Source organism: Modestobacter sp. SYSU DS0290 (assembly GCF_054050955.1).
On sequence record NZ_JBJHAI010000013.1, the window covers coordinates 10,089 to 29,140 of the forward strand.

Annotated in this window: 17 protein-coding genes; 12 read left to right on the top strand and 5 right to left on the bottom strand. The window is 74.1% G+C overall.

From position 1 onward, the window contains the following. Positions 1-203: 203 nt before the first annotated feature. The 10 genes from ACI795_RS12160 (at position 204) to ACI795_RS12205 (ending at position 12,669) form a co-directional block, all read left to right on the top strand. Entirely contained in the window at positions 204-1,802 is a 1,599-nt protein-coding gene (locus ACI795_RS12160; RefSeq protein ID WP_457075768.1) for an ABC transporter substrate-binding protein, read from the top strand. After that, the gene (locus tag ACI795_RS12165; protein WP_457075769.1) at positions 1,799-2,836 is read left to right on the top strand and encodes an ABC transporter permease; all 1,038 of its coding nucleotides are present in this window, start codon (positions 1,799-1,801) and stop codon (positions 2,834-2,836) included. The genes ACI795_RS12160 and ACI795_RS12165 overlap by 4 nt, the downstream gene beginning before the upstream one ends. Then, positions 2,823-3,713, top strand: coding sequence for an ABC transporter permease (locus tag ACI795_RS12170; protein ID WP_457075770.1), 891 nt, complete (start codon positions 2,823-2,825; stop codon positions 3,711-3,713). The genes ACI795_RS12165 and ACI795_RS12170 overlap by 14 nt, the downstream gene beginning before the upstream one ends. Continuing rightward, positions 3,710-4,813 carry an ABC transporter ATP-binding protein gene (locus ACI795_RS12175; protein WP_457075771.1) on the top strand — a complete coding sequence of 368 codons (1,104 nt, stop codon included), beginning with the start codon at positions 3,710-3,712 and terminating at the stop codon, positions 4,811-4,813. The genes ACI795_RS12170 and ACI795_RS12175 overlap by 4 nt, the downstream gene beginning before the upstream one ends. Continuing rightward, entirely contained in the window at positions 4,810-5,904 is a 1,095-nt protein-coding gene (locus tag ACI795_RS12180; RefSeq protein WP_457075772.1) for an ABC transporter ATP-binding protein, read from the top strand. The genes ACI795_RS12175 and ACI795_RS12180 overlap by 4 nt, the downstream gene beginning before the upstream one ends. Before the next feature lie 124 nt (positions 5,905-6,028). Beyond that, entirely contained in the window at positions 6,029-7,561 is a 1,533-nt protein-coding gene (locus tag ACI795_RS12185) for an AMP-binding protein (RefSeq protein WP_457075773.1), read from the top strand. A 330-nt stretch (positions 7,562-7,891) separates the two neighbouring features. Next, positions 7,892-9,319 (top strand): NlpC/P60 family protein, encoded by a 1,428-nt coding sequence (locus ACI795_RS12190; protein ID WP_457075774.1) that lies wholly within the window; start codon positions 7,892-7,894, stop codon positions 9,317-9,319. A 199-nt stretch (positions 9,320-9,518) separates the two neighbouring features. Continuing rightward, positions 9,519-10,781 carry an AAA family ATPase gene (locus ACI795_RS12195; RefSeq protein ID WP_457075775.1) on the top strand — a complete coding sequence of 421 codons (1,263 nt, stop codon included), beginning with the start codon at positions 9,519-9,521 and terminating at the stop codon, positions 10,779-10,781. Next, complete coding sequence (locus ACI795_RS12200; RefSeq protein ID WP_457075776.1) at positions 10,778-11,716, top strand: DUF58 domain-containing protein; 939 nt, start codon at positions 10,778-10,780, stop codon at positions 11,714-11,716. Before ACI795_RS12195 ends, ACI795_RS12200 begins: the two co-directional genes overlap by 4 nt. Further along, positions 11,713-12,669 carry a VWA domain-containing protein gene (locus tag ACI795_RS12205; protein ID WP_457075777.1) on the top strand — a complete coding sequence of 319 codons (957 nt, stop codon included), beginning with the start codon at positions 11,713-11,715 and terminating at the stop codon, positions 12,667-12,669. Before ACI795_RS12200 ends, ACI795_RS12205 begins: the two co-directional genes overlap by 4 nt. Here ACI795_RS12205 and ACI795_RS12210 read toward each other — a convergent pair whose 3' ends face one another. Both ACI795_RS12210 and ACI795_RS12215 read right to left on the bottom strand, forming a co-directional pair. Further along, positions 12,670-13,641 carry a quinone oxidoreductase family protein gene (locus ACI795_RS12210; RefSeq protein WP_457075778.1) on the bottom strand — a complete coding sequence of 324 codons (972 nt, stop codon included), beginning with the start codon at positions 13,639-13,641 and terminating at the stop codon, positions 12,670-12,672. A gap of 387 nt (positions 13,642-14,028) precedes the next feature. After that, complete coding sequence (locus tag ACI795_RS12215; RefSeq protein WP_457075779.1) at positions 14,029-14,499, bottom strand: ester cyclase; 471 nt, start codon at positions 14,497-14,499, stop codon at positions 14,029-14,031. Between the two features lie 192 nt (positions 14,500-14,691). On the opposite strand from ACI795_RS12215, the gene ACI795_RS12220 reads away from it, so the two are divergent. Continuing rightward, positions 14,692-15,303, top strand: coding sequence for a TetR/AcrR family transcriptional regulator (locus ACI795_RS12220; RefSeq protein ID WP_457075780.1), 612 nt, complete (start codon positions 14,692-14,694; stop codon positions 15,301-15,303). A 51-nt stretch (positions 15,304-15,354) separates the two neighbouring features. On the opposite strand, the gene ACI795_RS12225 is transcribed toward ACI795_RS12220, so the two are convergent. Continuing rightward, positions 15,355-15,753, bottom strand: coding sequence for a dihydrofolate reductase family protein (locus tag ACI795_RS12225; protein ID WP_457075781.1), 399 nt, complete (start codon positions 15,751-15,753; stop codon positions 15,355-15,357). Positions 15,754-15,761: 8 nt separating this feature from the next. Then, positions 15,762-16,643 (bottom strand): alpha/beta fold hydrolase, encoded by an 882-nt coding sequence (locus ACI795_RS12230; protein WP_457075782.1) that lies wholly within the window; start codon positions 16,641-16,643, stop codon positions 15,762-15,764. 47 nt (positions 16,644-16,690) lie between these two features. Between ACI795_RS12230 and ACI795_RS12235 the strand changes: the two genes are divergently transcribed. Continuing rightward, positions 16,691-18,616: a BTAD domain-containing putative transcriptional regulator gene (locus tag ACI795_RS12235; RefSeq protein WP_457075783.1), complete on the top strand. Its 1,926-nt coding sequence runs from the start codon at positions 16,691-16,693 to the stop codon at positions 18,614-18,616. A gap of 84 nt (positions 18,617-18,700) precedes the next feature. On the opposite strand, the gene ACI795_RS12240 is transcribed toward ACI795_RS12235, so the two are convergent. Next, a complete protein-coding gene (locus ACI795_RS12240; protein WP_457075784.1) occupies positions 18,701-18,994 on the bottom strand; it encodes a hypothetical protein in 294 nt (97 codons plus the stop codon). Between the last annotated feature and the right edge of the window lie 58 nt (positions 18,995-19,052).

The following is a 19,052-nucleotide window of genomic DNA, read 5'->3' on the forward strand; positions in this document are numbered from 1 at the left end:
GCCGCCCGAGGGGGCCAACTTCTCTCCCGTACGGCGGAAGCGGCGGGCCGGGTGTGGCCCCCACCACGGGAGATTGGCACCAACGCAGTGAGCCCGGTCACTAGGCCCGGTCGCTGCACCAGCACCGAGGCTCACCGGCGATCGCCGGATCCGCGCAGCCAACGACGCCTTCTGAAGCGGGAGCACCCCACGTGAGAAGAATGATGAGACTGGCCCCGGTCGCCGCGGCCCTGATGCTGGTCACCGCCTGCGGTGGCGGGGACGGCGGGTCGTCCGGCTCCGCCGGCTCCGCGGCCCCGGCCGGCGACCCGGTGAGCGGCGGCGAGATCACCGTCCTGGAGGACGCCGCCTTCGCCGGCTCCTGGCCGGCCGGGCTGGACCCCGCCACCAACACCACCGGTGGCTCCAACATCGCCATGAACCAGGCGATCTTCGGCGGGCTGTTCCTCCTCCGCGCGGACGACGACGGCTCCAACGCCGAGGTGATGCCCAACCAGGCGGAGAGCTACGAGATCTCCGAGGACGGCCGGACCTTCACCGTCACGCTGCGCGAGGGCATCGAGTTCAGCGACGGCACGCCGCTGGACGCCGAGGCGGTGCGCTGGAACTGGGAGCGCGACCTGGCCAACCCCTGCACCTGCAAGCCCACCTGGGAGCTGGCGGAGAACGGGATCACCGTCCTGGACCCGCTGACCATCCAGCTGCAGTTCGTCGACCCGTACCCGGCGGTACTGGCCTCCTTCCCGGCCGCCAACGTCAACTGGATCGCCAGCCCCACCGCCGTCCAGGAGCAGGGGGAGGAGGACTTCGCGATCAACCCGGTCGGCGCCGGGCCGTTCACGGTCGTCTCCAACCAGCTCAGCTCCAAGCTCGAGCTCACCAGGAACGAGAACTACTTCAAGGAGGGCCTGCCCTACCTGGACGGCCTCACCTTCCAGTCCATCGGCGGTGACCAGCCGGCGTACCAGGCGCTGCAGGCCGGCCAGGCACAGGCCTACGAGGGCCTCAACACCACGCCGCTGCTGGAGCAGGCGCAGCAGAGCGGTCAGCTGCAGGTGACCATCCAGCCGGCGACCTCGCCCTACGTGATCCAGCTGAACACCGCGATCGCCCCGTTCGACGACGTCAAGGCGCGTGAGGCGGTCTACCGGGCCACCGACTTCGAGGCCATCAACGAGGGCATCTTCGGCGGCAACTACGAGGTCAGCCAGAGCTTCACCGCTCCCGGCGGCAAGTTCTACGAGCCGGAGGTCGACGGCTACCCGGAGTACGACCTGGACCGGGCCAAGCAGCTGGTGGAGGAGCTCGGCGGGCTGACCGTGCGGCTCGGCACGATCAGCAACTACGTCGCCACCCAGATCGTCACCGCCCTGCAGACCCAGTGGCAGGAGGCGGGGATCGACGTGGAGATCAACGACTACCAGCTCTCCGGCGTCATCCAGGAGTTCACCGGCGGACAGTGGCAGTCGATGCTGCAGACCGCCGGCGCGTGGGACCCGGCGGCCGGTGTCGGCGTCGGCTTCCGGTTCACCTCCGGGGTCCCCTACAGCGGGGTGAACGACCCGGAGCTGGACCAGCTGCTGCAGGACGCCGCGGCCACGGTCGACGAGGACGCCCGCGCCGAGCTCTACCGGGAGGCCGGTGAGCTGATCGCAGCGAACTTCTACGCACCGTTCGGCCTGGCCTTCGCCCCGGCCAACCTGGCGGCGCAGGGTGTGCACGGCCCCGGGCTGACCACGAAGATCCCGGCGATCCTGGTCAACTCCGGGGTCATCTGGGACGAGGTCTGGCAGGAGCAGTGACCACCGCCACCGCCACCCCGCGGGTCCCGGTCTCCCGGGACCCGCGGGTCTCCCCGCTCAGCCGGGTGACCAGCTCGCCGGTGCTCCGGCTGGTGGTCAAGCGGCTCCTGATGGCCATCCCGATCATGCTCGGCGTGACCGTCCTGACGTTCTGGGTGCTCAGCCTGATCCCCGGCAACGCCGCCCAGCAGCTGCTGGGCCCCGAGGCCACCGCGGCGGACGTCGCGCAGCTCGAGGAGCAGCTGGGGCTCAACGAGTCCGGCGTCTCCCGGTACTTCGACTGGCTGGGTGGCGCGCTCACCGGTGACCTCGGGAACTCCATGGTCAGCCGTCAGCCGGTCAGCGACATCCTGGCCAACCGGCTGCCGGTGACCGCCGAGCTCGTCGTGCTGGCCTTCGTCGTCTCCCTGGTGCTGGCCATCCCGGTGGCCCTGCTGGCGGCCTACAAGCCGAACGGCCTGGTCGACCGGATCAGCATGTTCATCAGCACGATGGGGCTCTCGGTGGCCAACTACGTGCTGGCGCTGGTGCTGGTGCTGGTCTTCGCCGTCCAGCTCGGGTCGCTGCCGGCCATCGGGTTCGTCCCGCTCTCCGACGGACTGTGGGCGAACCTGCGCGGGATGATCCTGCCCTCGGCGGCGATCGGGATCCCGCTGTTCTGCTTCTACACCCGCTTCCTGCGGGGCGACCTGGTCGACCAGCTGCAGCAGGAGGAGTACATCACCACGGCCCGGGCCAAGGGCATCGGCGCCTGGCAGGTGCTCATCAAGCACGCCTTCCGCAACTCGTCGTTCGGGCTGATCACCGTGGTCGGCCTGAACCTCGGGGCGCTGATCGGCGGCACCGTGATCATCGAGCAGATCTTCGCGCTGCCGGGGATCGGCCAGATGCTGCTGCAGGCGATCAACACCCGTGACGTCGTCGTCGTGCAGGCCGCCGTCGTGATCTTCGCGCTCGTCGCCGTCGTCGCGAACCTCGTCGTCGACCTCATGTACGCCGTCCTGGACCCGAGGATCCGCCATGACAGTCGTTGAACCAGCGGCCGCGTCCGCCGTCGGCCCGGACGTCGACCTGGAGCAGGTCGAGGCCGGCCGCCGGCGCCGTCGGCCCGCCAACCTGGGCACCTGGATCCCCGCCGGGATGATCGCCGTCATCGCGGCGGCCTGCTTCCTGGGGCCGCTCGTCCTGGGGCTCCCGCGCCCGGTCGGGGGGAGCGTGCTGGAGAGCTACCTGCCGGCCGGCTCCCCGGGGCACCTGCTGGGCACCGACCCCAACGGCAACGACATCCTGTCGCGGCTGCTGCACGGTGGCCGTGCCTCGCTGCTGATCGCCGCCACGGTCAACGTGCTTGGCCTGGTGATCGGCGGCACCCTCGGTGCGCTGTCGGGCTACGTCGGCGGTCTGCTCGACACGGTGATCATGCGCGTGCTCGACGTGCTGATCGCGTTCCCGTCGCTGGTGCTCACCCTCGCGGTGGCGCAGGCGCTCGGCCCGAGCATGACCAACACGATCTTCGCGCTGACCTTCTTCAGCATCCCGGCGGTCGCCCGGGTCGCCCGCTCGGCAGTGATCCGGCTGCGCGAGCAGCCGTTCATGGCCGCGGCCCAGCTGGCGGGGACGCCGGGGTGGCGGGTGCTGTTCAAGCACCTGGCGCCCAACATCGCCCCACAGCTGATCACCTTCGCGATGCTCGGCATGGGCATCGTGATCATCATCGAGGGCGCGCTGAGCTTCCTCGGTCTGGGCATCCCGGCCCCGGCTCCCAGCTGGGGCAACATGGTGGCCGACGGCCAGCTGAGCCTCTCCGCGACGCCCATGCTCGTGGTCTGGCCCAGCCTGGCGCTGCTGGTCACCGTCCTGTCCTTCAACCTGCTCGGGGAGAACCTCCGGGCGCGATGGAGCGGTCGATGAGCGGCGAGCGGACGGCGGCCCTCGGGGTCGCGGACACCCATGTGACCTCGGGGGCGATCTCCTCGGACCTGGCGCCGGGGGCCACCGGCGTGCTCGGCCGGCCGGAGCCGGTCGCTGGCGAGCCATTGCTCCAGGTGCAGGACCTGCGGGTGCAGTTCACCCGCGGTGGCCGGTGCGTGCGGGCGGTGAACGGGTTGTCCTACGAGCTGGTGCCCGGCCGGATGATGGCGATCATCGGTGAGTCCGGCTCCGGCAAGAGCGTGAGCTCCCGGGCGCTGATGGGGCTGCTGCCGCCCACGGCGCAGATCACCGGCTCGATCCGCTTCGACGGCCGGGAGCTGCTCGGGCTGTCCGAGGGGGAGCTGCGCAAGCTGCGCGGCGGCGACATCGCCATGGTCTTCCAGGACCCGGCGCGGTCGCTGAACCCGACGATGAAGATCGGCCTGCAGATCACCGAGGCGGTCCGGGCGCACTGCGACCTGGACAAGAAGGGCGCCCACGCCCGGGCCATCGAGCTGCTGCGGCTGGTCCACCTGCCGGCGCCGGAGCGGCGCTTCCACGAGTACCCGCACCAGCTCTCCGGCGGCATGCGCCAGCGGGTGATGATCGCCATCGCCCTCGCCGGTGAACCGCGGCTGCTCATCGCCGACGAGGCCACCACCGCGCTGGACGTCACCACCCAGGCGCAGATCATGGAGCTGCTGGTCGAGCTGCAGGAGCGGCTCGGCATGGCGGTCATCATGATCAGCCACGACCTGGGGCTGGCCGCCAGCTACGCCCAGGACGTGGTGGTCATGTACGCCGGCCGCGCGGTCGAGCACGCGCCGACGCGCACCCTGTTCGCCAACGTGCGGATGCCCTACACGCGGGCGCTGCTCGGCGCGATCCCGGCGCTGGAGCGGGAGCCGCACTCGCTGCTGCCGGTCACCCCGGGGCAGCCGCCGGACCTCTCGGCCCTGCCCAAGGGGTGTCCCTTCCGGCCGCGCTGCGGCAACGCCACGGACAGGTGCGTGGAGCAGCCCGCCCTCGTCGAGCACGAGCCACAGCACGCATGGGCCTGCTGGCATCCCTGCGGCACCGAGAACGGAGAGCAGCGATGACCGCCGTCGACGAGCGGGTGGAGGGCGAGCAGGTGCGCGGCAAGGCGCCGTTGCTCAAGGCTCGCGACCTGGTGCAGGAGTTCCCGGTCCGCGCCGCCGGCGGCGTGCGGGGCGGCGTGGTCCACGCGGTGTCGAACGTGTCCTTCGACATGTGCGCCGGGGAGACCCTCGGGGTGGTGGGGGAGACCGGGTCGGGGAAGTCGACGCTGGCCCGGTCGGTGATCCAGGCGCCCCGGCCGAAGTCCGGCAGCGTGGAGTTCCAGGGGCAGGACCTGATGACGCTCAAGCGGGGCGACCTCAAGGACGCCCGGCGGCAGATGCAGATGGTCTATCAGGACCCGTTCGGCTCGCTGAACCCGCGCTGGCGGATCACCGAGCTGGTCGAGGAGCCGATGATCGGCTACGGCGCGGGCAACGCCGACTGGCGGCGCGCCCGGGTGAACGAACTGCTGGACCTGGTCGGGCTGGACCCGTCGTCCTACGGACGCCGGCGGCCGCACGAGCTCTCCGGTGGTCAGGCCCAGCGGGTGGCGATCGCCCGGGCGATCGCGCTGAACCCGGCACTGGTCATCTGCGACGAGGCGGTCTCCTCCCTCGACGTGCTGATCCAGGCGCAGGTGCTCAACCTGTTCGAGAAGCTGCGCCGGGAGCTGGACCTCGCCTACCTGTTCATCAGCCACGACCTGGCGCTGGTGAAGCAGGTCAGCGACCGGGTCGCGGTGATGTACCTGGGGCAGCTGGCCGAGGTCGGCCCCGCCGAGGGGCTCTACCGGCAGCCGCTGCACCCCTACACCGCGGCGCTGCTGGACTCGATCCCGCGGGTGGACGCCGCCACCGGCCGGGCGCACCGGCCCAAGGCGCTGGCGGGGGATCCGCCGTCGCCGATCGACCCGCCCAGCGGCTGCCGCTTCCGTACCCGCTGCCCGAAGGCGGAGCAGCGCTGTGCGGACGAGGCGCCGCAGCTGCGCGAGCTGCGGCCCGGGCACCAGGTGGCCTGCCACTTCCCGCTGGCCGGGGTCGAGGAGAGCCTGCGGCGGCCCGCCGGGGCGACCGCGGTTCCCGTGCCGGCCGGCCCGGCCACGGCGGGATGACCGGAGGAGGGGGCGGGCGCCGGCGCGGTGCGCGCCCCCTCGTCCGGCCCGGCTGCGCCGGTTAGCGTGACCCAGACCACGTAGCGGCCGGCAGTGCAGCCGGCCCCGGCACCGGGGAGCCGCCATGCGCGTGCCCTTGACCACCCGCGACTTCCTCGACCGGGCCGAGCTCGTCTACGGCGACCGGGTCGGCGTGGTCGACGAGCCCACGCAGCCGGCTCCCTCGCTGGGGCGGACCACCCACCGGGAGCTGGCCCGCCGGGCCCGCGCCGTCCAGTCCGGCCTCGACGCGCTCGGGGTGGCCGAGGGCGCACGGGTGGCGGTGGTCAGCCACAACTCGGCCCGGCTGCTGGAGCTGTTGCACGCCGTCCCCTCCTCGGGGCGGGTGCTGGTGCCGGTCAACTTCCGGCTGCAGACCGAGGAGGTCCGCTACATCGTCGACCACTGCGGCGCGGAGGTGCTGCTGGTCGACCCCGAGCTCGCACCCGCGCTGGCCGGCGTCGCCGCGCGGCACCGCTTCGTGCTGGGTGAGGACTACGACACCGGGCTGCTGCGCCCGGACACCGAACCGCGCCCCTGGGCCGAGCCCGACGAGGACGCCACCGCCACCATCAACTACACCAGCGGGACGACGGCGCGCCCCAAGGGCGTGCAGCTGACCCACCGCAACGTCTGGCTCAACGCGGTCACCTTCGGCATGCACATGCAGGTCAGCGACCGCGACGTCTACCTGCACACCCTGCCGATGTTCCACTGCAACGGCTGGGGGCTGCTGTACACGGTGGCCGGGCTGGGCGGCACGCAGGTGGTGCTGCGCAAGGTCGACGGCGCGGAGATCCTGCGCCGGGTCGACCAGCACGGCGTCACCCTGATGGCCGGGGCGCCGGCGGTGTGGAACGCGGTCCTGGACGCGGCCGCCGAGTGGGACGGGCCGGTGCCCGGGCGCGACCGGGTGCGCATCGTCGTCGCCGGTGCGCCGCCGCCGTCCCGGACCATCGCCCGGATCGAGGCGGAGCTGGGCTGGGAGTTCAACCAGATCTACGGCCTCACCGAGACCTCCCCGCTGCTGACGGTCAACCGGCCGCGCGCCGAGTACGACCGGCTCGACCCCGAGGAGCGGGCGAGGGCGCTGTCCCGGGCCGGGGTCCCGGCGCTGGGCACCCGGATCCGCACCAGCGAGACCGGTGAGGTGCTCGCCCGGGGCAACACGGTGCTCGCCGGCTACTGGGAGAACCCGCAGGCCTCGGCCGAGGCGCTCGACGGCGGCTGGTTCCACACCGGCGACGGCGGCATGGTCGACGACGAGGGCGTGCTGACCATCTCCGACCGGAAGAAGGACGTGATCATCACCGGTGGGGAGAACGTCTCCTCGATCGAGGTGGAGGACACGGTCTTCAGCCACCCCGCGGTCGCCGAGGTCGCGGTGATCGGGGTGCCCGACGACAGGTGGGGCGAGATGGTCACCGCGCTGGTCGTGCTCGCCGAGGGCGCGGAGGTCACCGAGGCCGAGATCATCGCCCACTGCCGCACCCGGCTGGCGGGCTACAAGGCGCCCAAGCGGGTGGAGTTCCGCCCGGCCATCCCGCGCACCGCGACCGGCAAGGTGCAGAAGTTCAAGCTGCGCGAGGCGTTCTGGGGCACCCAGGAGCGCCAGTAGTCGCAGGGCCCTGCTGGCGGCCGGCCCGGCCCGGCCCCTCCGGCATCGATCAGGTGACCTGATCACTGCCTGTCCCCCCGCAGCAGCACCGGGGTGGGAGGACAGGCGCTGGTGCGGGGGGACGACGGTTCGCCCGGGAACAGCAGCCGCCCGCGCAGCACGTGCCGTGCGCCGACGCCTCACCCCTGAGGGGGAGACGACCCCGCCTGGCTCAAGGCGTTCACCCGATCCGGTCGATGACGCGGTCGAGAGCACACCCAGACGGGTGTGCCTGGACTGGTCGAGACCGGCGCCTGACCGAGGTGCCGGGCAACGCGAGGAGTCGGGTCAGTGCGCACGCAGCTCAGCACGGGTGGACGACGACGGGTGCACCGCACCCTCGGGATCGCCGCGGCGGTGACCGTGTGCCTGCTGGTCGCCCCGGCGCCGGCGATGGCCGCGCCGACCGATCCGGGCGACGCCCGGATCAGCAGCGCCGAGCGGGCGCGGCAGGACGCCGCCGCCCAGGTGGGCGCGATCAACGCCCAGCTCGCCCAGGCCGAGTCCGCCGCGGCGGCCGCCTCCGCGGCCGCGCAGATCGCCCTGCAGGACTACGAGGAGGCGCAGGCCGCCTACGAGCAGGCGCGGGCCGACGCCGACGCCGCCGCAGCCGAGGCCTCGCGGGCCGTGGCCGCGCTGCAGCAGGGCGAGGACGAGGTGGCCGCGTTCGCCCGCTCCAGCTACATCCAGGGCAGCACCTCCTCCGGGACCATGGCGCTGCTGTCGGCCGGCGGGCCGGCCCAGCTGCTGGAGCGGGCCGCCCTGCTCGAGGTGGTCGGCGAGCACCGCACCGACGTCGTCGCCCAGCTCACGGTGCTGCAGGAGCAGTCCGCCGCTGCCGACGCCGTCGCCCAGCAGACCCTCGGTGCGGCCGACGGGCTGCAGGAGCAGACCGCCACACTGCTGGCCGACGCGCAGCAGCAGGAGATCTCCGCCCGGGCGCAGGCCGACGAGCTCACCGAGCAGCAGGCCGCCGTCGAGGAGCAGCTCAGCGCGGCACAGCAGACGCTCACCGGGCTGCAGGACGCGCGCGCCGCGGCCCAGGCCTACGAGGAGCAGCAGCAGCGTGCCGCCGCGGCCCGCGCCGCGGCCACGCCGTCGCGCGCCACCCCGTCCGGGGGCTCCCCGTCCGGCGGTGGGTCGTCGTCGGGTGGCAGCTCGTCCTCCGGTGGTGGTTCGTCCTCCGGTGGCAGCTCGTCCTCCGGTGGCAGCTCGTCCTCGGGCGGTGGCTCGTCGTCCGGCGGGGGCGGCACCGCGCCGGTCGGCGGGACGACGGCCGGGGCTCCCTCCGCCTCGGCGGCGCAGACCGCGATCGCGGCGGCCCGCAGCCAGCTCGGCGTCGCCTACTCCTGGGGCGGCGGCGGGAGCAAGGGCCCCAGCTACGGCATCACGCCGGACACCGGGGTGTGGGGGTTCGACTGCTCGGGGCTCACCGAGTACGCCTACGCGCAGGCCGGGATCCGGATCGGTGGCACCAGCCGCGAGCAGTACGCCCGGTTCTCCACCCGCCGGGTGGCCGTGGGCGACCTGCAGCCGGGTGACCTGCTGTTCTGGGACGACGGCCGGGCCAACCCCACCTACGGCGCGATCGTGCACGTCGCGCTCTACATCGGCGGTGGCCAGATGATCGAGGCGCCGGACCGCGGGCAGACGGTGCGGATCTCGTCGGCCCGCACGTCGAGCTCGACCTACTTCGGCGCGGTGCGGCCGACCGGCTGAGCGGGCACCGGGCCCGGACGGGGAAGGGCGTCGGGCAGCCACGGGGGGAGCTGCCCGACGCGAGGGTCAGGCTAGCAGGGTGGAGAGCGCAGAGGCAGGCTCTCCGCCCCGGCGGCGGGCGCGGCCGGTGTGCCGCGCCGGGCATGCGCCACCGGTGCGTGCCGGCCCCTTGCACAGCTGCCTGTAGGACACTGGCCGGGTGACCGCCGCCAGCAGCGCGCCCGCCCAGCAGCAGCCCACCCCGCCCTCCGTCGACGCCGCCCGGCTCGAGCGGGCCCTCTTCGAGATCAAGCGTGTCATCGTCGGCCAGGACCGCCTGGTCGAGCGGATGCTGGTGGGCCTCCTGGCCCGTGGTCACGTGCTGCTGGAGGGCGTGCCCGGGGTGGCGAAGACGCTGGCGGTCGAGACGCTGGCCACCGTCGTCGGCGGGCACTTCGCCCGGCTGCAGTTCACCCCCGACCTGGTCCCGGCCGACATCATCGGCACCCGGATCTACAAGGCCGGGCAGGACTCCTTCGACACCGAGCTGGGCCCGGTGTTCGCCAACTTCGTGCTCGCCGACGAGATCAACCGAGCGCCGGCCAAGGTGCAGTCGGCGCTGCTGGAGGTCATGGCCGAGCGGCAGGTGTCCATCGGCGGGGTCACGCACAAGCTGCCCGACCCGTTCCTGGTGCTGGCCACGCAGAACCCGATCGAGAACGAGGGCGTCTACCCGCTGCCCGAGGCCCAGCGCGACCGCTTCCTGCTCAAGGTGCTCGTCGACTACCCGAGCCCGGAGGAGGAGCGGGAGATCATCTACCGGATGGGCTCGGTCCCGCCGGTCGCCGAGCGGGTGCTCGACCCCGACGACGTCCGCCGGCTGCAGAAGACCGCCTCGGAGGTGTTCGTCCACCACGCGCTGGTCGACTACGTCGTCCGGCTGGTGGTGGCCACCCGCGCCCCGCGCGAGCACGGCATGCCCGACGTCGCGGGCTGGGTGTCCTACGGCGCGAGCCCGCGCGCCTCGCTCGGCCTGATCGGCGCCAGCCGCGCGCTGGCGCTGATCCGTGGCCGGGACTACGTGCTGCCGCAGGACGTCCTCGACGTCACCGGCGACGTGCTGCGCCACCGGCTGGTGCTGTCCTACGACGCGCTGGCCGACGGGGTGCCGGCCGACCACGTGGTGCGGCGGATCGTGGAGAGCGTGCCGCTGCCGCAGGTGACCCCCCGGCAGCGGGCCGGGGGCTTCGGGCCCGGCGTGCCCGGCGGCCCGATGGTGCCCGGCTTCGGCCCGGCCGGTCAGCCGCAGCCGGGCCCGCCGCCCGGCTGGGGGCAGCCGCAGCAGCAGCCCGGCCCGCAGGGTTGGGGTCAGGGGCAGCCGCAGCCGTGGGGTCAGCCGCCGGCGCCCAACGGCCAGCCGGGGACCGGCTCGACCGCGGCGCACGGTGAGCGGCCCGACGACACCGGGCCGCAGCGCGGGTGACCGGCGCCCCGCCGCACTTCGGCAGCGGTTCCTCCGAGGTGCTGCTCCGGCGGCTGGAGTTGACCGTGCGCCGGCGGCTCGACGGCCTGCTGCAGGGCGACCACCTGGGCCTGGTGCCCGGCTCCGGCAGCGAGGCCGGTGACTCCCGCAGCTACCACCCCGGCGACGACGTCCGGCGGATGGACTGGCCGGTCACCGCGCGCACCCAGGTGCCGCACGTGCGGGAGACGATCGCCGACCGGGAGCTGGAGACCTGGGCGGTGGTCGACCTATCGGCGAGCCTGGACTTCGGCACCGCGCAGTGCGAGAAGCGCGACCTGGCGATCGCCGCGCTGTCCGCGGTCAGCCACCTGACGGTGCGCGGCGGCAACCGGCTGGGCGCCATCGTGACCACGGGGGAGCGGGTCGACCGCTACCCGGCGGCGCCGGGGCGGCTGGCCGCCGACCGGCTGCTGCGCTCGGTGGTGGCCACCCCGCGGGCGGCCGGTGGGCGCCGCGGTGACCTGGCCGCCGCGCTGGAACTGCTGCGCCGGCCGCAGCGTCGCCGCGGGCTGGTCGTGGTGATCTCCGACTTCCTGGGTTCTGACGCGCGGGGCCCCGCCGACTGGGAGCGGCCGCTGCGCGGGCTGTCGGCGCGGCACGAGCTGCTCGCCGTCGAGGTCGTCGACCCGCGGGAGCTGGAGCTGACCGACGTGGGGCTGCTCACCGTCGTCGACCCGGAGAGCGGGCGCACCCTGGAGGTGCCCACCGGCGACGCGGCGTTCCGCGGTCGCTTCGCCGAGGGGGCGGCCGCCCAGCGTGCGGAGATCGCGGCCGGGCTGCGTCGGACGGGGGCGGCGCACCTGCGGTTGCGCACCGACCGCGACTGGCTGGCCGACGTCGTCCGTTTCGTGGCAGACCGCCGGCGCGCCGGCTCTGGAGGAGCTTCCCGATGACCCTGCAGTCGCCGCTGTGGCTGCTCGCCCTGCTCGCGGTGCTCGCCGTCGTCGGCCTGTACGTGGTGCTGCAGCTGCGCCGGGCGCGGTACGCCGCCCGGTTCACCAACGTGGCGCTGCTCGGCTCGCTGGTGCCCAAGCGGCCGGGGTGGCGCCGGCACGTCGCCTTCGGTCTGGTCGCGCTCGGCCTCGGCGTGCTGGTGTTCTCCCTGGCCCAGCCCAGCACGGAGGTGCGGGTGCCGCGGGAGCGGGCGACGGTGGTGATGGCCGTCGACGTGTCGCTGTCGATGCGCGCCACCGACGTCGAGCCAGACCGGTTCCAGGCGATGCAGGTGGCCGCCAAGGAGTTCGTCGACGTGCTGCCGGAGCGGATCAACCTGGGCCTGGTCGCCTTCGCCGGCACCGCGAGCACGCTGGTCACCCCGACCACCGACCGCGGCGCGGTGCGGACGGCGATCGACAACCTGGAGCTCGCCGAGGCGACCGCGATCGGCGACGCCGTCTTCACCTCGCTCACCGCGATCAGCAACTACCAGGCGTCGCTGGAGAGCGAGGGCGAGTCGGTGCCGCCGGCGCGGATCGTGCTGCTGTCCGACGGCTACAGCACCATGGGCCGCGACGAGACCCAGGCGATCGACGCGGCCAACGACGCCGAGGTTCCGGTGTCCACGATCGCCTTCGGCACCGACTACGGCACCCTCGACCTCAACGGCGAGGTGGTGCCGGTGCCGGTCGACCGCGCGACGCTGGAGCAGATCGCCGAGGAGACCGGCGGCAGCTACAGCCAGGCGGCCAGCGCGGCGGAGCTGGAGGAGGTCTACGAGGACCTCGGCAGCCAGATCGGCTACACCACCGAGCTGCAGGACATCAGCCCGTGGTTCGTCCGCGGCGGTCTGCTGCTCGCCTTCCTCGGCGTCGTCGGCTCCCTGCTCTGGACCAACCGCCTGCTCTAACTACCGGGTGGGGTCGAGGACGAGCTTGCCGGTGGAGCGGCGGGCGAGCAGGTCCTGGTGGGCCTCGCGGACGGCGGTCAGCGGATAGCGGCCGCCGGCGACCGGGCGCAGCGTGCCGGCGGCGACCATGGCCAGCAGGTCGGTGATCGCCGCGTCGAGCATCTCGGGACGGCGGAAGCAGTGCGCCAGCCAGAAGCCGGCGACCGCGCGGCTGGTGCCCATCAGCGCCTGCGGGTTCACCGGCTTCGGCGGCACCCGGCCCGCGGTTCCGTAGGCGGCGAGCCGGCCGAACGGGGTGAGCGCGGCGAGGGCGCCGTCGAAGACGTTGCCGCCGGTCATCTCCAGGACGACGTCGACCGGGCGGCCGTCGTTGGCCTCGCGCAGGGCGGCGGTGAAGGTCTTCGGGTCGTCGTCGGCCAGGGCGGGGTCGACGGTGGCGTCGGCGCCGAGGGACTCGGCCAGGGCGCGCTTCTCCGGGCTGGAGGCGGTGGCGATGACCCGGCCGGCGCCCCAGTGCTTGGCCAGCTGGATGGCCAGGGTGCCGACCCCGCCGGCCCCGGCGATCACCACCACGGACTCGCCGGGGGAGAGGTGGGTGGAGGTGCGCAGCAGGTGCCAGGCGGTGGCGCCCTGGAGGACGACGGCGAGGGCCTGCTCGTCGGTGACCTCGTCGGGCACCGGCCAGGTGAGCCGGGTGTTGGCCGCGACCCGCTCGGCGTAGCCGCCGCCGGCCAGCAGCCCGACGACCCGCTGCCCGCCGCCGGCCGGGGCGCCGACGAACTCCGCACCCGGGATCAGCGGCAGCTCCTGCGGGGCGAGGTAGCTGTTCTCCGTCTGGTGGGTGTCGGCGTAGTTCACCCCCGATGAGCTCACGTCGTACAGCTGCTCGCCGTCCCCGGGGACCGGGTCGGGCAGGTCGACGACGTCGAGGACCTCGGGCCCGCCGAAGCGGGTGATCTGCACAGCACGCATGGTGCGGAGGCTATGCGCGAGGAGGCCCGACTGCTTTGTCCGGCTGGTGACGCGGGGAACCGCAGTCCAGGCGACCGGACCGGAGCCGTCCCGGCGATGCGAACGGTGGCCTCGTCGGAGGCCCGCGATCAGTGGACGGTGGCGTACTCCTGGAGCGCCTCCGCTGTGCGGAGGGTGTAGGTCTTGATCTGGTACACGGTCGGGCTCCGATCTGGGTGAGCGGCCTCGCGGGGTGTGACCGGGGCGTCATGGGTCGGCAGGGCTGACCGGTGCCTGGCCCGTCGGTGGGGCGGCCGGTTCGCCTCGGTGGACGACGCGGTCGGCCACCGAGGCGAGCACGGGTCGGGCGCCGCGGCGGCTACGTCGCCGAGGCGGCTGTTCCGGTGGCTATGCCTCCGCGGCGGCCGTTCCGGCGGCCCCGACCGCCGACGTGAAGTCGGGGTGGACCCCGAGTTGAGCGAGCCAGATGTTCGCGGAGTTGTAGCAGTTGAAGGTCGCGATCCTCCCGTCGCGGAGGTGCCAGAGATCGGCCGTCGGCACGTCGATGCGGTTGCCGGTCGGCGGGATCTCGCCGGCTGGGGTGGGGAACCCGCCGAGATGGGTGCCCTGGATCCGCAACTCGACGGCGACGACGTCACCGACCGCGTGCACGCTGAGCAGCTCGCGGTGGATGTCGGGGAACGCGCGGGCGAGGCCGGCCAGCGCCTGTGGGATCTGGTCCCCGCGGGCGGTCAGCGCGTTCGGCTTGTCGTTGAACGTCCCGTCCTCGGCGAACAGCGCGCGGAAGCCGTCCGGGTCGAGGGCGTCTCCTTCCGCCAGCCGGTACGCCTCGCGAACGACCTCTTCGTTGCTCGTCACTGCTCTCCTTCGTTGATCGTCGACGTCGCTGCAACCCCATGTCGGACGGCGTGCGAGCTCACCGGGTCGGCACCGTCAGCACGCCGTCTGTCCGTCCCGAGCGATCCCCGGTAGCGTTCAGGATGATGGTCATAATGCTTCCTACGATGACGACCGTCATCTAAAAGTCAAGCGAACCACGAGGACTCCCGCATGCCCCGGATCTCCGAGCAGGACATGGCCCAGACGCGTCAGCGCATCGTCGATGCGGCGAGCGCCCGGTTCCGAGCCGACGGCATCGACGGGGTCGGGATCGCTGCGCTCATGAAGGGCGCGGGGATGACCCACGGCGGCTTCTACAACCACTTCGACTCCAAGGACGCACTGGCGGTGGCGGTCTGCGAGGACGCCTTCGCGACCTCGCTCGCGACGCTCGCGCGGACGACCGACACGACCGACCCCGACCGGCCCTCGCTCGCCGAGACCGTGGCCGGCTATCTCTCGCCCGGGCACCGGGACATGCCCGACGGCGGGTGCCCGTCGGCGGCGCTGGTCACCGACGCCGGGCGCCACGGACCCGCGGTCCAGGCGGCCTACGCCAGCGGCGTGGCCGGTTACATCGCCGGGTTCGACGCTGCGCAGCAGCTCGAGGCGACCGAGCGCGGCGAGGCGATCGACCCCGAGGAGGCCCGACGCCGGTCGATCACCCTGCTGAGCGAAATGGTCGGGGCGATGGTCCTCTCCCGCGCCGTCCGGCTCGCGGACCCCGACCTCTCCGACGAGATCCTCACCGTCAGCCGGCAGCGCCACGAGCACGAGCGCTGACCGGCCGACGCGGGACCGGCCTGTGGCCCGGGCCTGTCCCGCGTCGGTGCCTCACCGCCTGGTCGCGTACCTGGTCAGGAGGACGCCGCCGGGGAACGCCCGGGTCTCGACCAGGTCCAGGTCCACCCAGGTGTCCAGGGCGGGGAAGAACGGGGTGCCGCCGCCCAGCAGGACCGGGTGGGTGACGAGCAGGTACTCGTCGACCAGCTCGGCCCGCACGGCCGCCCCCGCGAGGGTGGCCCCGAGCACGTCCATCGGGCCGCCGTCCTCCGCCTTCGGCCGGGCGATCTCGGCGACGGCGTCGCCGGTGACCAGGCGGGCGTTCCCGTCGACCGGACTGATCGTCGAGAAGAACACGACCTTCGGCACGGCCCGCCAGCGACCGGCGCACTCGACGTGTGCCGGCGTCGCGCCGGGCTGCTGGTCGGCGGTCGACCAGTGGGCGTTCATCGCCTCCGTCAGGTCCCGCGGGTCAGCAGGTCGTGCACCGCGGCGACCACCTCGGCCGGCGCCTCCTCGGCCATGAAGTGGCCGGCGGTCGTCGTCCGGTGGTCCAGGTCCGCCGCCCAGCGGGACCACAGGCCGCGCGCGTCGAAGCCCAGCGCGGCACCCCAGTCCTGCTGCAGCACCGTGACCGGCATCGTCAGCCGCCGTCCCGCGGCGCGGTCGGCCTGGTCGTGCGCCAGGTCGACGCCGGCGCTGGCCCGGTAGTCGGCGACGATCGACGGCACCGCCTCCCGCGAGGCGCGCAGGTACTCGGCCCGGACGTCGTCGGGGAACAGCCCGGACGGGCCCCACCCGTCGAGGAACGACCCGAAGAAGTCGTCGGCGGTCGCCGCGATCATCGCCTCGGGCAGTCCCGGCGGCTGCGCCATCAGGTAGAGGTGCCAGGCGACGGCGGCCTGGACGCCGTGCAGGATGTCCCAGGAGTCGAGGGTGGGCAGGACGTCGAGGGAGCACAGGTGGGTGACGACGTCCGGGTGGTCCAGGCCGGCACGCACGGCCACCAGCGCACCCCGGTCGTGACCGACCAGGGCGAACCGCTCGTGGCCCAGCGCCCGCGCCAGCGCCACGACGTCACCGGCCATGGTCCGGGCGCTGTAGACGTCGGGGCCCGTGGCAGCCGGCTTGTCGCTGGCGCCGTAGCCGCGCAGGTCGGGGGCGATCACGGTGTGCGTCCTGGCCAGCTCCGGCGCGACGGCGCGCCACATCAGGGAGGTCTGCGGGAAGCCGTGCAGCAGCACGACCGGCGGCCCCTCGCCGCCCACCTGGGCGGAGAGGGCGACGTCGTGGGCGACCGGTACGCGGACGGTGTCGAGTCCGGGGATCGAGAGGGTCATGCGCCCACCGTCCACCGCCCCGATGAGCAGACGATGAGCGCCGGCCGATGACGACCGTCGGCGTGCTGGGGCCGGTCGTCGCGTGGGGTCCGGACGGCGGTCAGCTGCAGCTCGGGGGACCGCGACACCGCGAGCTGCTTGCGCGGCTCGTCGTCGCGCGCGGGCGCGTGGTCCCGGTGGGCACGCTGGTCGACGACCTCTGGGACGGCGCGCCCCCGGCGGGTGCCGTCGCCGCGGTGCGGACCTTCGTCGCCGCGCTGCGCCGGGGGCTGGAGCCCGGGCGGGCGCCCCGCGCCCGACCGCGTCTGCTGGTCACCGACGGCCCCGGCTACGCCCTGCGCCTCCCGGCCGACGGCGTGGACGCCTGGCGGGTCGAGCGCGACGTGGCTGCGGCGGTCGGCCTCCCGCCGGGGGAGGCCCTGCCGGTGCTGGAGGCCGTGCTGGGGGCGTGGCGCGGCCCGGTGCTCGCCGGGATCGACGATCGGCCGTGGGCGGTGGCCGACCGGGCCCGCTGGGCGGAGCTGCGGTCCACGGCGGTCGAGCGCTTGGGCGCGACCCTGCTCGCGTTGGACCGCGCGGGTGACGCCGTCCCGCTGCTGGAGGCGCACACCGGCACCGAGCCGTGGCGTGCGGAAGGCTGGCGACTGCTCGCCCTCGCGCTGTACCGCGGCGACCGGCTGCCCGAGGCGCTGGGCGTGCTCCGTCGTGCCCGTACGCGGCTGGCCGACGAGCTGGGGTTGGACACCGGGCCACGGCTGGCCGCGCTGGAGACGGCGGTGCTCCGTCGCGACCCGGCCCTGGACCGGGTGCCCGCCGGCGAGCCGGAGGACGTCTTCCGGCAGGCCGCCCGCAGCTGGACCGCGCCCGGCCCGGGGGCGCGGTCGCGGCTGCAGTCGACGGTGACACTGCTGCGCGGCCTGGCCGTCAGCGGAGCCGGCGGGCTCGCCGCCGCCCGCGACCAACGGCCGGCCACCGTCGCCGCCGCCGAGCAGCTCGGCGACCCGGTGCTCACCGCCCGGGTGCTCGGCGCCTTCGACGTCCCGTCGGTCTGGCCGCGTTCGGACGACCCGGGCCAGTCCGCGGAGCTCGCCGCGGCCGCGGAGCGGACGCTGGCCCGGCTGCCGACCTCGGCGCCGTCACCGGTGCGCGCGAGGGTGCTGGTGGCCCTCGCGCTGGAGCTGCGCGGCGTCCCCGGTCCGCGCGGACCGGAGGCCGCCGCCGAGGCCGTGGCGCTGGCCAGCCGGAGCGGTGACCCGGCGCTGCTGGCGGCGGCGCTGGACGCGGTGTACCTGCACGCCTGCCACCCCGCCGGCCGGGCCGCCGAGCGCGACGCGATCGGCGCCGAGCTGATCGAGCTCGCCGGCGGGTACGACCTGCCCGACGCGCTGGTGCTCGGCCACCTGGTGCGACTGCAGGCGCGCACCGCCCTCGGTGACCTCGCCGGCGCCGCCGGGCACCTCGCCGACCTCGACGGGCTCGCCGTCGAGCACGAGCGGCCGCTGGTCGGGTCGTTCACCGGCGCCTGGCGGGCGTTGCACGCGGTGATCGGCGGCGCCGGTGAGGACGTCCTGGTGGCGGCGCTGCGCCGGTTCGACGACAGCGGCATGCCCGGCGTGGCCGCGGGGCTGGTGCCACTGGCGGTCACCTGTCTGCGCGTGGCGCGCGGCCTGCCCGCCGGTGCGGTCGCCGATGCGGGGCCGTACGAGGAGTGGGTCCGCCCGCACCGCCTCCTGGCCGCGGGGCGGGAGGCGGAGGCCGCCGAGGCCGTGCGTGCGCTGCCCGACCCGCCGCCGGGGCTCCTGCTCGAGGCGCTGTGGGTGCTGGCCGCCCGCGCCGCCCTCGCCGTCGGCGACGGTGCGCTCGCCGACCGTGCCGCGACCGCGCTGGCCCCCGCCGCCGGGGAGCTGACCGCCGGCAGCGGGCTGCTCACCGCCGGGCCGGTGGCCGACGTGCTCACGGCACTGGGCCGCTGAGCGGTCGCTCGTGGGTCCGGGCGGCGCCCGTCGCTCGACGCCGCGGTGCTCCTCAGGACTCACGGCGGTGGGTGTCGGCGTACGTCACGCCGGACGAGGAGCCGTCGCACAGCTGCTCGCCTTCCCCGGGGCTGGGCAGGGCAGGTCGGCGACGTCGAGGACCTCGGGGCCGCCGAAGCGGGTGAGCCGCTGCCGGGACACGAGGAGAGCGAGTTCGCCATGCCCCTCGCCGACTTCATCGACGAGGTCACCGAGCTGATCCGGACCCAGCCGGACGCCCGCGAGATCCAGGTGTAGAACGTCAAGTTCCTCCGTTTCGGCGAAGCCCGTGGCGACCACGACCGCGTCGTCGCGACCCTCAACCACCTCGACCCGCACGGCGACTGACGTCTCAGGGCCTCGGCCCAGCTGAGCCCGTGTCGGTTCCGTGGTGGGA